Source organism: Legionella drozanskii LLAP-1, assembly GCF_001467585.1.
GTDB lineage: Bacteria > Pseudomonadota > Gammaproteobacteria > Legionellales > Legionellaceae > Tatlockia > Tatlockia drozanskii.
Map to the genome: position 1 here is coordinate 92,216 of NZ_LNXY01000027.1, position 13,592 is coordinate 105,807.

A 13,592-nucleotide genomic window follows, 5' to 3' on the forward strand; every position below is an offset into this window, starting at 1 on the left:
AATACTATGTTAGAATTTCAAACTATCTGAAAAATAGGTAGCATATGAATTTTTGCAAATTAGGCCTTGCGGTCATTGAAACTGAAGCACAAGCAGTATTCGAGCTAACGCAACGTATCGATGAAAATTTTGAAACCGCTTGCAAACTTTTACTCGAATGTAAAGGTCGGGTAGTCGTCACCGGAATGGGTAAATCAGGTCACATTGGGAACAAAATCGCTGCAACCTTTTCGAGCACTGGTACGCCCGCGTTTTTTATGCATCCAGGTGAAGCAAGTCATGGTGATTTAGGAATGATTACTCGACAAGATACCGTGCTGGCCATTTCTAATTCCGGCTTTACTAATGAAATCGTCACACTACTCCCGCTCTTAAAGCGCCTAGAAGTGCCCCTAATCACCTTAACAGGTAATAGTGAATCTACTTTAGCAAAAGCCGCTGACGTGAATATCGATATTTCTATTCGCCAGGAAGCTTGTCCTCTGGGTCTAGCTCCAACGACTAGCACTACGGTATCATTGGTTATGGGCGATGCTTTGGCGATCGCTTTATTACAAGTAAGAGGTTTTAGTGCTGAAGACTTTGCGTTATCCCACCCTGGCGGTGTGCTTGGCAGACGCCTTTTACTGCGTATTGACGAATTACTGCATCATGGCGATGATTTGCCCGTGATTAAAGAAAACGCCACTATTAGAGAAGCCTTGATTGAAGTTACAGCAAAAAAACTAGGTATGACTTGCGTTGTTGATTCTCATGGATATCTCGCAGGTGTCTATACAGATGGCGATGTAAGACGAACCTTAAATCAGAATGTTGATATCAACATAACACCGATTAGCTCTGTGATGAGCAAAAACTGCAAGGCGATTAAAAAAGGGTTATTGGCGGCAGAAGCTTTGACGATTATGCAAAAATACAGCATCACTTCCTTAGTTGTTATTGACGAAGAAAATAGACCAATCGCCGTTGTCCATTTACATGATCTGCTGCGCGCAGGTGTTTTTTAACAAAGAGAAAATGATGAACGAATTATTAGAAAAAGCAAAAAACGTTAAATGCTTGATCTGTGATGTGGATGGCGTCTTAACCGATGGTCTTCTTTATATTGACAACTTTGGTAATGAATTAAAAACCTTTCATGTTCAGGACGGAATGGGCTTAAAGTTATTAATGGCCGCTGGCGTTCAAGTTGCGGTGATCACCACTTCACAAAACGCGGTCATCGATCACCGTATGAAACAATTGGGTATTCAACATTATTTTAAAGGTCAAGTGAACAAACTTGACGCATTTAACCAGCTTAAAAGTCGTTTAGACTTAAGCAATGAAGATTTTGCTTACATAGGCGATGACTTGCCTGATCTGGAAATTATTCGACAAGTTGGCTTTGGTGTAGCTGTAGCCAATGCGGTGGAACAAGTTAAAGAATTTGCTGCCTGGAAAACTGAGCAATCAGGTGGACGCGGTGCTGTTCGTGAACTTTGTGACCTTATTTTGAAAGCGCAGCAACTGCAAGACCTAGCCCTTGAAAGGTATTTTCTATCATGAATGCTGTAAAACAAGCAGCTTGGTTATGTTGCGTACTTATAGCCTTGGCATGTTCAGGCTGGTATTACGTCAGCTCTACTTCTTCAGTTAACCGGCTTGATGATCAAACGCTTTCCAATTCAGCCGATATGATTATTAGCAATCTAACCGTTAAACGCTTTGACGAAATGGGTAAATTGGTTAACTATTTATTCTCGCCTGAAGTGCAACATATACCGAATAATAACATGCATTTTTTTAGCTCTCCCCGTCTCGCTCTGACTGAAGCACAAGGCAATCAACCTGCTTGGGAAATTAGCTCGAAACAGGGAAAAGCAATTAACGGCGGCGAGCGTATCATTTTTACCAATGACGTAGTCGTTCATCAAAATAAAGGCCAACACAATCAAGAAAGTACTTTGAAAACGGAAGAACTAACTTATCTCCCCAAAGATAAATTAGCTACCTCACAAGTGGCTGTTAGTTTTGAACAACCAGGTAGAACCGTGCATTCCGAGGGCATAAAAGTTTATCTTGCCGATAAGCGTGTTCAATTGTTAAATCAAGCTCGCGCTACCTTTGAGCCTCAAAAAGATGCTTAAATCTATTCTATTCAATCTGATTACGGGGGTTATGCTGCTTTTAGCCTCTAATACGAGCTTAGCCTTGCCTGATGACCGTCAAAAAACGCTTGAATTATTAGCGGATTCAGCTGATTTGAATCAACAGACTCATCGTGGTGAATACACTGGTAATGTACAACTTGATCAAGGCTCTTCGCATTTACGCGCAGCAAATGCAGTCACTGAAGGAAGCTCACAAAACAAATTAGTCCTTGCAATTGCTAAAGGTGAAGGGAAAGAACAGGCGCATTTTTGGACACTAACCGAGCTCGATAAACCACCTCTTCATGCCTATGCGGACGAAATTCGTTACCATCCCGAAAGCCATCTTATCGAACTAATTGGCAATGCTCGTGTGGTACAAGGTGATAATTCCTTCTCGGCATCTAAGATTAGTTATGATACCCTTAAGCAACATGTTGTATCAAAAAGTGATGGAAAAACACGTACGACTATTATTATCCATCCTGGGAAGTGATTATGAGTGAGCTGTCAGCACGTCATCTAAAGAAATCTTTTAAAACCCGCACGGTGGTTAATGATGTAAGTATAACCATCCGCAGCGGCGAATGCGTGGGCTTACTTGGCCCCAATGGAGCAGGTAAAACGACTTGTTTTTATATGATTGTCGGTTTGCAATCCTGTGATGAAGGCCAAATTTCACTTGATCACCATGATCTCACTAAAGCCCCTATGCATCAGCGCGCTCGTATGGGTATTGGTTATTTACCCCAAGAAGCTTCTGTGTTTCGGAAATTATCGGTTGGCGATAATATTTTATCTATTCTGCAACTACGTGAAGATTTAGATAATAAAGCGCGGAAAGAAAAGTTAGAGCATTTGTTAAATGAATTTCATATCTCTCATCTGCGTAATAGCTTAGGAATGAGTTTATCGGGCGGCGAGCGCCGACGTGTAGAGATTGCCCGTGCTTTAGCCATTGAACCTACTTTTATTCTGCTTGACGAACCTTTTGCCGGGGTTGACCCCATTTCCGTTCTTGATATTAAACGTATCATTTCGCATCTCTGTGATAAAAATATCGGCGTGTTAATCACCGACCATAATGTGCGAGAAACCCTAGATATTTGTGAGCGAGCCTATATTGTGAGTCAGGGCAAAATCCTTTGTGAAGGAACACCCGAAGCGATTCTGGCTAATCAGCAAGTTCGAGCCGTTTATTTGGGCGAAGAGTTTTCTCTATAACTCTCCCTTGAAGTTTAAAATTGGGCCTTGGCCCAACAAATTCATTTATGCCTCGGAGCTTAACAGCTTATGCTAATTCTTATCGACAACTATGATTCGTTTACCTATAACCTGGTGCAATATTTTCAATGCCTAAAGCAGGAAGTCCATGTTTTTGAGCATGATCGAGTTTCAATCGAAGAAATTGAACGTTTAAATCCTTTATACCTCGTCATTTCACCTGGGCCCAAAGGGCCAGAGGATGCTGGTATTTCTTTGGACTTAATTCAGCATTTCCATCAACGTATTCCTATTTTAGGCGTTTGTTTAGGACATCAGTGCATCGCTCATTGTTTTGGAGCAAAAATTATCGAAGCACCAGAGATCATTCATGGAAAAACCTCCCCTATTCACCATCATAAACAAGGGTTATTTCGTCATCTTCCTAATCCGTTTAAAGCAACTCGCTATCATTCCCTAGCAGTGGATATCAACACACTCCCCACTTGTTTTGCTGTTGATGCCTGGGCTGATGACACAATTATGGCTATCTCTCATCGTCAATACCCTCTTTATGGGCTACAATTCCATCCTGAATCAATTTTAACTGAACATGGTATTGAGCTTTTAAGCCAATTTTTAAAGAATGAAGATATCTAAACTATTTGAACAATTGATTGCTGGCAAGCATTTAACCTCTTCGCAAATGCAGGAATTCATGCAGGCTTGTATGAGTGGGGAATTAAGTGACGCACAACTCGCCGCCTTCCTCACCCTCATGCGAGTAAAAGGTGAAACTGTTGAGGAATTAACTGCTGCTGCCAAGGTCATGATGAGCTTTGCTCATTGCATTGATTTAGGGGATGACCTCATTGATATCGTCGGCACAGGGGGTGACGGCAAAAATACCTTTAATATTTCAACCATCAGTAGTTTCGTTGCGGCTGCAGCCGGAGCTCGTGTAGCCAAACATGGGAGCCGTTCAGTATCGAGTCGCAGTGGTAGTGCCGATTTATTATTGCAAGCAGGTTTCGAGCTTCATTTAACGGATGAACAACTCACTCAATGCATGCAGCAATATGACATGTGTTTTTTATTCGCCCCTCATTTTCATCAAGCCATGCAACACGCAAGAAATACCAGGCAGCAATTGGGAATACGCACTCTGCTGAATATTCTAGGCCCTCTAGTCAATCCAGCTCGGGTAAAAAAACAATTAGTCGGTGTTTTTGCAAAAGCTTGGCTAGAACCCATTGCCCAAGTTCTTGCTAATTTAGGAAGAGAACGTGCTCTTGTAGTAAGCTCTCGCGATGGCATGGACGAGATTAGCATTGCGGCAATCACTGACGTTGTTGAATATCATCAAGGGCAATTTAAGCATTGGATTATTGATCCGAAAGATTATGGCTGTTGTCATGCTAATTTAAATGCCATTACCGTCGATTCGCCTACTCAAAGTCTTGCTCTTGCGGAAGAAGTGTTAAGTGCTAAGCTTGGCCCTGCTCGCGACATTGTTTTATTAAATACAGCAGCAGCACTTTATTGTGCGAACTTAGCCCCAAGTTACAGCGAGGCTGTAGAAAAAGCGAGATCGGCCATTGATAGCGGTGAAGCGGCAAGACGATTTAGGCAATTAAAAGAATTAACTCAAAGGTTAACGAGCAAACATGAATAGTATTTTGAATCGCATTGCTGCGCATAAACGGCAAGAAGTAGAATTGGCAAAACAAGAAAAACCCTTACAAAGTCTAATAGACACTGATGCTTTGCCAGTACGTGATTTTGTTGGCGGATTGCAGCTAAAATCACCGGCAATTATCGCTGAAATAAAAAAAGCCTCCCCCAGTAAAGGCTTAATTCGTGCTGATTTTGATGTGGCAGCCATTGCAAATATTTATGAAGAAAATGGCGCAAGTTGCCTTTCTGTGCTGACTGATGTAGATTTTTTCCAAGGCTCACCTAGTTATTTAGCTTTAGCCAAAAATCATTCTTCTTTGCCTGTTCTGCGTAAAGATTTTATAATCGACCCTTATCAAATCTATGAAAGTCGAGCTTTGGGTGCGGATTGTGTTTTATTAATTGTAGCCATGTTGGATGATAAACAGCTACACGACTATTGCAAACTCGCCCAAGAACTTAAAATGGCAGTCTTAGTAGAAAGTCACACCCTCGATGAATTTGAGCGTGCCTTGCAGCTCCCTACTCCTCTAATGGGCGTAAATAATCGCAGCTTACACAGTTTCATCACTAATATTCATACCAGTCTTGAACTAGTCAAGCATTTACCCGCGGATAAAATTTTAATTACAGAAAGCGGTATTAATAGTCGGGACGAGATAAAACTCATGCAAAAAAACAACATCAATACTTTTTTGATTGGTGAGAGTTTAATGCGAGAAAAAGACATCGGCGCAAAACTTCGGGAATTCATGAGTTAACCTGCGCTATAATATGGATAACGAGCGCAGGCCTAATTTTTTTCGTGCTATGAATACAGTAGCGATAGGCTTAATAAGCATGATGAAGGCAGTACTCATTGCTGTCCCATAAATATCAAAATAATAAGTGGCGGGCGGAACGACCATAAGCATTAACAGTAGTTCGATGATACTCCATTTTAAAACCTTATTTTCATAGCCAGCAAATACCAATAAAACTGGAGCCACATGCCCTATGCAAGCTATTCCGCTGGCAATTGATAAAATAATCAATTCTTGTTCAGCTTTAACATAGTCAGGGCCGAAATAATAAAGGAGAGATTTTGCAAAAAAAGCAATTAAGAATATTAAGACAAGCACTAAGCTAATAACGAGCGCATTTATTTTGTTAAGCCTATACTGCAACTCTTCACGACCATCTTCGCGAGTCAATAATACAGCAAGCCGATATTTTAATCCTTGATAAGCATTTGTAGGTATTAGCCATAATATCGAAGCAATACTCAGTGCTGCTGCATAATAACCTGCATGAGTTTCACTGATTGAAAATAGCTTAACTGCAAATAGATCGAGAGTGCACGACACCGTAAAAACAATATTATTCGCAATTAATGAAGACGAAGTTTTAAGCCATTCTCTTTGTGATAGAGAAGTACCAACTAAATTTTTAAACCCTTGCCGAAATAAAATTAAGATTTCTTCATTAATTGACAAGGTTGATATCATTATTATGAGAACGAATGAGAGAAATAGTACAAAGACGATACTGAGATTATTTAATCCCGGATCAATGTACCAAACGACTAGAGAAAATAAAGTTAATTCAACTAGGTATATAAGGGGGGATTTATAAAACGATGAAAGTAGTATGCGATTACTAGTGAGTACAAAACTCGCCATCAGTGTGGCTATTGCAGAAAATGGCACTAGCCATAAAACGTAGGCCACCAAATAATATTGGTTGAGATCTTGAATTTTTAAATGGTGAAGAGTAAGCATTACGCCGAAAGAAGTAATCGCCAATATAAAAACAATTAAAAAAGTAACAGTAAGTAATTTAATATTCCACGCAAGATAACTTGTTGCTGTTGTCTTTTCATTTAGATGTAAATATTTTGCAAAAAAACGATTCGCCCCTATATTTGTTCCAAATAAGGCTAGAGTCACTAAAATAGTTAATACTCTTATAGCGACACTATAATCACCATAAACGCTAGCTGGCAGATGACGGGCTAAAAAAAGATTTAGCAGAATTTTAAGGATATACCCCAGAACAGCTAATACAAATAATGAAGTGACTCTGACTGTAATTTCGTTCATTTATCTTCCTTCTCACTACTACCTTTAATTATGGGCCATACTGGGAAATCAATTGCCTTATCGGAAGTTGGATTCCAAATCTATACTTAAGAAAATCTTTGCAAAAAATTGAAAGGGTGAACTATGTCAACGCACTCCAAAAAAAATAAATCGCATCAACGGTTGGAACAAGAAAGGCTTGAAGCTCTGGCAGCACTCAAGATTTTGGATACGGCTCCCGAAGAAAACTACGATAGACTGGTACATCTAGCTGTAGATTTCTTCCAGATCCCCATTTGTTTTATTTCATTCCTTGATGAAACAAGACAGTGGTTTAAGTCGCAGCATGGTTTGCAACAAAAACAACTTCCGCGACATCTTACTTTTTGTAATGAAACTATCAAACGAACTGAGCCACTTATTATTAATGACACCCATCTTAATGAACAGTTTGCTAATAACCCCTATGTTCGACAAGATCCTTATATTCGATTTTATGCCGGTGTTCCGCTGACTAATCCACAAGGTTATAACGTCGGTACTTTTTGTCTGGCAGACACTTCTCCCAAAGAACTCGATGCAAAGCAACTTAACCTTTTATTGAATTTAGCTAATATCGCTATTGATGAAATAAGCCTACGTAATGCGAATTTTTTATTAAGAAAAATAAGAAAACAACTCGAATTACGCAATCGATTTATCCATAAAATATTTAGCTTTTATATGTCGGATGAGGTGGTTAAAACGATCCTCGAGTCGCCTGAACGTCAGAAATTGGGTGGGCAGGAAAATAAAATAACGATTATGTTTAGCGATTTAAGGAACTTTACTCCCCTGTCTGAAGCACTTTCAGGAGAAAAGCTCATTTCCCTGTTGAATGGCTATTTTACCAAAATGGTTCGAGTGATAGAAAAATATCAAGGCACAGTGGATGCATTTATTGGCGATGCCATTATGGTTATTTTTGGCGCACCGCATTCTTTAGGCAATGACTCACTTCGGGCGATAACTTGTGCTTTAGAAATGCAAAAAGAATTGAAAAAACTAAATCGGGCGAATCAAAAACTTAATTTGCCTCATTTAGAAATGGGAATAGGCATTAATACTGGACTTGCTGTCGTTGGTAACATTGGTTCGAAAAAACGGATGCAATACAGTGCCATAGGGTCTGCTGTCAATTTATCATCTCGTATCCAAGGGCTTAGTCTTGGAGGTCAGACCTTAATTTCTGAATCGACCTACCAGGAAGTGGCCAAGGATATTGAAATCAGTGGCCATCTGCGCGTCAAAGTGAAAGGAATTGACTCACCAATTACTATCTATGATGTAGCTCGGTTAAACCCTTTTAAAGCGGCTTAATTCTCATTTGGAAAAAGCGCTTGGTAAGTTAATATTGGTGTTCCTTTTTTTCAAGGTATTAACTCATGGCTCATAAAACAATAATCTCTCGTCGTTTTATTGCAATTGCTGCTCTGTCCGCGATGATTGCCACAATGATGGGTGCCTTTGCTGCACATGGTTTAAAAGCACAGTTTAGTGAATCCCAAATGAGCGTTTTTCAAACGGCTGTTTTTTATCAATTTATTCATAGCTTGGCTTTATTATTCCTGGGGGTGCTGATATTGAAATGGGATAAACGAATACTACAAATTTCAGGCTGGCTGTTTTGCTTTGGCATTTTACTTTTTTCAGGAAGCTTATATTTATTGAGTTTGCTGAAAATACAAATTTTAGGAATGCTTACCCCCTTTGGTGGAGTATGTTTTATTTTAGGCTGGTTTTTGTTGGCTATTGGAGTGTACAAAAGTACTTAGCTTGGGCCAAAGCCTCTGGTCATCTTCCGGCTTGACCAGTGAAGCTGGAGGATGACTAAAGATCCGCTTATGGCAAGCGTAATTGTCTAAAAACCCTCTCTCTTAAAGGCGAGGGAGTTTCTAAAAAATCCCCTCGCCCCTCGGGGAGAGGGGATAAAAACATTAAGCTTGCTACTAATCAACCTCTTCCGTTGAAGAACCAAGTGTTGGCTTTGATCCCGTTAATTCTATAATCAATGGCGCGGCTGTTCGACCTGCAAAAAAACCTGGACCTCCAGAAGTTCCATGTGATCGCGGAGTTGTAGGCAGCTCAGGATAACGAATTTTAACACAATTATGGTCTACATTAGCTTGTCCTTTGTCCGTCGCTTTTGGGGAAACCTTCTTCATTTCCATCGAGGGGTCATATCCTAAAAATGCTAACGATTCTTCTGAAACCAAAGCTTTTGCAAGAGAACCGTATTCGGACTCTAATTGGCGATAAAAATTAGCAAGCCTTCCCTGGGGTATTTGTTTTCCAAATAAGATGAAATTGTTGTCATAGTCAACTTCCTTATCGAGAGGGATTGCAAAAGTTCGTTTATAGACTTCATCCGTTAATATTAATGTACGCGTTACGGCTAACACTTTATCCACCGGCGAGTATCGATCGTCGGCTTCCCGCTGTCCATTATTGGTTTCCTCTACAGACATTAATACCCATAGAGCAACAAGGTAAGCAGGTCTATACATTCCATCTAAAATATGAGCTCTGTCGCCCGGAGGAGAGGCAAGTACTTCTAGATTCCAGGTGTTGTATTGGTTTTCTAGGTCATGAATCCTAGTCTTATTAGCTCCGACTTTACTCCAGCGTACGGCATTCTCAATAGTCAAACCATGGATAGCGTACTTTTCGATATATTGAGCGAAAATCTCTTTGGAAATTCTATCGGCTTCTTGCCTATGGCTCAGAGGAAAAACATTCAGTTTTTGCTTGGGCAAAATTATTTTTTGATAGTCTGCAAATATTTCTCTATGTAGGTGGATGAGCTCGATCTCAGGGATTCTAGAGCCTACAACAGGTGACAACTTACTATGTCGACCTGGCTCTGAAGTAAAATTTAAAGTCTCAGCTAAAGTTGGTTTAACCTCTTTTTTCCCTTTCATTCCTTTTTACCTTAAAAAAATATTTGCCGCATTTTCACATAGGATGAATAAATTTAAAACCAACCTCTTTAGATCTGATTTATCAATAAGTTCATTCCCAAGTCTTCGTCTCTTTTATCATTAGGACCGAAAAAAGTTGTATCGTCATTTTGAGCTGATGAATAGGTTAATGAATACTGTTTTAGTGAGCTAAAAAAATTAATTTTCTCATTTATTTGTCTTACTGTGCTAAATTTAGCATAATGCCTCCCCCTTTTTTCATTGCTGAGAGCTTATGGCACAAAACAAAGTATCGATTGATCTTCTTAAACATTTGGTAAAAAAAGCAGAAGAGTGTAAAGCAGGCGACACGGCTAATTACATTCCTGAATTAGCTAATGTCAATAAAGACTTAACGGCGGTAGCGATTAATCCTCTCGATGGGGAAATGGTTTCTTATAGCAATATGCCTCTACTTCCGATCACGCTGCAAAGTACTGGAAAATTAATTCCTCTCATTGGTCTTTTAGAAGAATATGGTGCAGAGCAACTTTTTGAGTGGGTTAAAGTTGAACCTTCTGGCGATGATTTTGCCTCGATAACACGTCTTGAGCAATTTGGTCCTAAACCATCTAACCCGATGTTAAATGCAGGCGCAATTACACTTTGTTCACATATTCCAGGTGTTGGTGAGGAACAGTTCGCTTGGTTAGAGCACTGGGTACAAAAATTGTTTAATCAACGTCTCAGCATTAATCCCTTAGTCTTAGCGTCGGAAAAAAGAACTGGCGATCGCAATCGCTCTCTTGCTTATATCCTGAAGAGCCGGAAAAATTTAGGCGCTCCAGTGAATGAGACTCTCGATCTCTATTTTGCCCTATGTTCTTATGAAGCCATGCTAGAACAAATGCTTTATCTACCGACACTTCTCGCTAATTCCGGTAAAGATCCTGTCAGTAGTGAGCAAATTATTTCACTGGAAACCTGCAAAATCACCCTTGCCATCATGGCCACCTGTGGTTTGTATGATGAAACCGGTACACATATGGTCAAAACGGGCATGCCTGCTAAAAGTGGAGTTTCGGGATACACCATCGCAGTCGTTCCTCGTAAAGCAGGAATTGTTGTATTAAGTCCACGAGTCAATGCCAAAGGGAATAGTATCCGCGGCGAAATTATGTTGGAAGAATTATCCAAGGCCATGGAATGGCATTTTGCGATACCTTAATCATTAGAAGGTTCGGGTGTTTTTACCGGCTCTGGCTCAGGCGTATTATCTGGGCCAGGTTCAGGGGTGTTATCTGGACCTGGCTCAGCGGGCTCAGGAAGTGGCGGATCTTCCATCGGTGGCGTTGGTAATTCATTTTGTTGAGTCACTTGCAATCCTTTAGTCATAACAATTCCAAAAAAGTTCTATCTAAATTATAGTACATCCTTATTTCCTATCCCATCTTAGCGACTTAGATTATGCAAGACCCAACCCCACTCACTGTCACTCAACTCAACCGCCAAATACGTTCGTGGTTAGAGATTGAAATCGGTCAAATTGCTGTCATCGGTGAATTATCCAATTTATCCAAGCCAAATTCTGGTCATTTTTATTTTACATTAAAAGATCCTTCAGCCCAGGTACGGTGTGTTTATTTTCGAAATCATCATAATTCGGCAAGCAATGGGTTTAAAGATGGCCAACAAGTCATCGCTATTGGTAAATTAAGTTTGTACGAAGCCAGGGGTGATTATCAATTGATTGTTCACTCCATGAGCGAAGCCGGTTTAGGGGAACTTTACCGCCAATTTGAGCAGCTAAAATTAAAATTGCAAGCGCAAGGTTTATTCGATTCCGCCAGAAAAAGAAGCCTTCCACATTTCCCTGCAGTAATCGCAGTAGTTACCTCCCCTTCGGGAGCAGCGCTAAGAGATGTCTTAACGACCTTGAAACGACGTTTCCCCCTTGCCACCATTCGAGTTTATGCTAGCGAAGTACAGGGCAAAGATGCCCCTCAACAGCTCATTAAAGCGATTCAAAAAGCAAATCAAGATGGCTTAGCAGAGGTACTTATTCTCGCCCGAGGAGGCGGTAGTATTGAGGATTTATGGGCTTTTAATGACGAACAACTCGCACTAACCATTAGCAGCAGTACAATTCCCATCGTCTCTGGAGTGGGACATGAAACTGATTTTACTATCGCTGATTTTGTTGCTGACTTAAGAGCGGCAACACCCACCGCTGCAGCCGAGGCCGTAACACCCAACCTGAATGATTTGCTCGCTACAATACTTTCTCTTGAAAAGAGAATGGTTAGAGCCATCTCGCAGACGGTTCAACACAAGCAACTTTTGCTAGATCACCGAATCGCTAAATTTTTATCGCCCACCCAATTAATTGCTAAACATTGGCAAACAATTGATTATTTGGAGCGACAGCTTAATCACAGCATCCACAGTTTAGTCTATCAAAAACAAAGAAAGCTGGATTTGTTATTAGGGCGTCTTAACGCAAGAAACCCCATGAGTTTACTCCAACAATCAAAAGCAAAAACACAAGGTTTCGAGCAACAGTTAATCCAAATCATGTGGGCCAAATTGAATCAATCAAAGCAACAATTTACCACTCAACTTGCCACCTTGCACGCGGTGAGCCCCTTAGCTACACTGAGCAGAGGCTATGCCCTCGCAACTTATAAAGACGCAGTACTGTTTGATAGTCAACAAGTAGATTTAGGCGAGGCAATTCATTTGCGCTTGGCTAGAGGCCAACTTATTTGCCAAGTTATCGAGAAAGCGAAGACTTTGCCTGAGTCAGAAAATACTTTTTCTCATCGAGAAATGACTAGAAAGGTTGTTATAAAATGTTGATCGACGAATTAACGACTAGTGTTAATCAAATCATAAGTCAAACCGACACCAACTTGCATACCTTGGGCATTATTGTGCTCATTCCTTGGTGTGTTTATATTTTGAATCTTTTGTTGGGCAAGCGACTGTTTTATTTAGGTATCATCCCCCGACATATTCTCGGCCTGCCAGGAATCATTTTTGCGCCCTTGCTCCATGCAAATTTTAACCATCTTTTTTTTAATTCGATACCTTTAGTCGTTTTAAGTAATTTTATTTTAGTCCATGGTCTCAGTTATTTTATATGGGTGACAGTGATGATCACTATCCTCAGCGGGACTCTAATATGGCTGTTGGCAAAACCAGGTATCCATATTGGCGCCAGTGCCCTCATTACGGGTTACTGGGCACTATTGGTTAGTGATATTCTGCAACAAAGAACACTCACAGCAATTATTCTTGGTATCATCAGTTTGTATTATTTCGCAGGTATTTTCTTAGGTATTTTTCCTTCGAAGAAAGGTGTTTCTTGGGAAGGTCATTTATTTGGATTATTGGCGGGTTTTGCAACGAGTTATCTTATAGTTTATTTAATGCCAGTTATTGGAAATCTTTAGCCTAGACAGGGAGCAACGCCATCTCCCCAAACTTCCCCTGCAAAAAAAATCATACCCATGGTCAAACTTCTTTCTCGGGCGGGCGAGGGTGAATTCGCTTACCCCTCGCCCGAGAAAGGAATCTGG

16 protein-coding genes are annotated in these 13,592 nt (G+C 40.4%); 13 read left to right on the forward strand and 3 right to left on the reverse strand.

The genetic code is table 11. The features are described from left to right. Positions 1–44 precede the first annotated feature (44 nt). The 8 genes from Ldro_RS09715 (at position 45) to trpC (ending at position 5,773) form a co-directional block, all read left to right on the forward strand. Positions 45–1,007, forward strand: a complete 963-nt coding sequence (locus Ldro_RS09715; RefSeq protein WP_058496227.1) for a KpsF/GutQ family sugar-phosphate isomerase — start codon at positions 45–47, stop codon at positions 1,005–1,007. A 13-nt stretch (positions 1,008–1,020) separates the two neighbouring features. Continuing rightward, positions 1,021–1,548, forward strand: coding sequence for a KdsC family phosphatase (locus Ldro_RS09720; protein ID WP_058496228.1), 528 nt, complete (start codon positions 1,021–1,023; stop codon positions 1,546–1,548). Then, positions 1,545–2,129 (forward strand): LPS export ABC transporter periplasmic protein LptC, encoded by a 585-nt coding sequence (gene lptC / locus Ldro_RS09725; RefSeq protein WP_058496229.1) that lies wholly within the window; start codon positions 1,545–1,547, stop codon positions 2,127–2,129. The genes Ldro_RS09720 and lptC overlap by 4 nt, the downstream gene beginning before the upstream one ends. Then, positions 2,122–2,628, forward strand: a complete 507-nt coding sequence (gene lptA, locus Ldro_RS09730) for a lipopolysaccharide transport periplasmic protein LptA (protein ID WP_058496230.1) — start codon at positions 2,122–2,124, stop codon at positions 2,626–2,628. Before lptC ends, lptA begins: the two co-directional genes overlap by 8 nt. Positions 2,629–2,630: 2 nt before the next feature. Then, complete coding sequence (gene lptB / locus Ldro_RS09735) at positions 2,631–3,356, forward strand: LPS export ABC transporter ATP-binding protein (protein ID WP_058496231.1); 726 nt, start codon at positions 2,631–2,633, stop codon at positions 3,354–3,356. 69 nt (positions 3,357–3,425) lie between these two features. Then, positions 3,426–3,995 (forward strand): aminodeoxychorismate/anthranilate synthase component II, encoded by a 570-nt coding sequence (locus tag Ldro_RS09740; protein ID WP_058496232.1) that lies wholly within the window; start codon positions 3,426–3,428, stop codon positions 3,993–3,995. Further along, positions 3,982–5,010 (forward strand): anthranilate phosphoribosyltransferase, encoded by a 1,029-nt coding sequence (gene trpD, locus Ldro_RS09745; RefSeq protein ID WP_058496233.1) that lies wholly within the window; start codon positions 3,982–3,984, stop codon positions 5,008–5,010. Before Ldro_RS09740 ends, trpD begins: the two co-directional genes overlap by 14 nt. Further along, positions 5,003–5,773, forward strand: a complete 771-nt coding sequence (trpC, locus tag Ldro_RS09750; protein ID WP_058496234.1) for an indole-3-glycerol phosphate synthase TrpC — start codon at positions 5,003–5,005, stop codon at positions 5,771–5,773. The genes trpD and trpC overlap by 8 nt, the downstream gene beginning before the upstream one ends. Positions 5,774–5,779: 6 nt before the next feature. Here the strand turns inward: trpC and Ldro_RS09755 are convergent, their stop codons facing one another. Next, positions 5,780–7,093, reverse strand: a complete 1,314-nt coding sequence (locus Ldro_RS09755; RefSeq protein ID WP_058496235.1) for a lipopolysaccharide biosynthesis protein — start codon at positions 7,091–7,093, stop codon at positions 5,780–5,782. Positions 7,094–7,216: 123 nt separating this feature from the next. Between Ldro_RS09755 and Ldro_RS09760 the strand changes: the two genes are divergently transcribed. Together Ldro_RS09760 and Ldro_RS09765 are read left to right on the forward strand one after the other, a co-directional pair. After that, on the forward strand, positions 7,217–8,431 hold the full coding sequence (locus Ldro_RS09760; RefSeq protein ID WP_058496236.1) for an adenylate/guanylate cyclase domain-containing protein: 1,215 nt from the start codon (positions 7,217–7,219) through the stop codon (positions 8,429–8,431). 65 nt (positions 8,432–8,496) lie between these two features. After that, positions 8,497–8,886 (forward strand): DUF423 domain-containing protein, encoded by a 390-nt coding sequence (locus Ldro_RS09765; protein ID WP_058496237.1) that lies wholly within the window; start codon positions 8,497–8,499, stop codon positions 8,884–8,886. A gap of 174 nt (positions 8,887–9,060) precedes the next feature. On the opposite strand, the gene Ldro_RS09770 is transcribed toward Ldro_RS09765, so the two are convergent. Beyond that, positions 9,061–10,032 (reverse strand): hypothetical protein, encoded by a 972-nt coding sequence (locus Ldro_RS09770; RefSeq protein WP_058496238.1) that lies wholly within the window; start codon positions 10,030–10,032, stop codon positions 9,061–9,063. Positions 10,033–10,306: 274 nt separating this feature from the next. Here Ldro_RS09770 and glsA point away from each other — a divergent pair, with 274 nt between their 5' ends. Continuing rightward, complete coding sequence (gene glsA, locus Ldro_RS09775; protein ID WP_058496239.1) at positions 10,307–11,239, forward strand: glutaminase A; 933 nt, start codon at positions 10,307–10,309, stop codon at positions 11,237–11,239. On the opposite strand, the gene Ldro_RS16340 is transcribed toward glsA, so the two are convergent. Then, a complete protein-coding gene (locus Ldro_RS16340) occupies positions 11,236–11,406 on the reverse strand; it encodes a hypothetical protein (RefSeq protein WP_157066485.1) in 171 nt (56 codons plus the stop codon). The two genes, glsA and Ldro_RS16340, sit on opposite strands and share 4 nt — an antisense overlap. Before the next feature lie 72 nt (positions 11,407–11,478). Here Ldro_RS16340 and xseA point away from each other — a divergent pair, with 72 nt between their 5' ends. Further along, positions 11,479–12,870 carry an exodeoxyribonuclease VII large subunit gene (gene xseA / locus Ldro_RS09780; protein ID WP_065235924.1) on the forward strand — a complete coding sequence of 464 codons (1,392 nt, stop codon included), beginning with the start codon at positions 11,479–11,481 and terminating at the stop codon, positions 12,868–12,870. Beyond that, positions 12,867–13,466: a rhomboid family intramembrane serine protease gene (locus Ldro_RS09785; protein WP_058496749.1), complete on the forward strand. Its 600-nt coding sequence runs from the start codon at positions 12,867–12,869 to the stop codon at positions 13,464–13,466. The genes xseA and Ldro_RS09785 overlap by 4 nt, the downstream gene beginning before the upstream one ends. Positions 13,467–13,592: the final 126 nt, after the last annotated feature.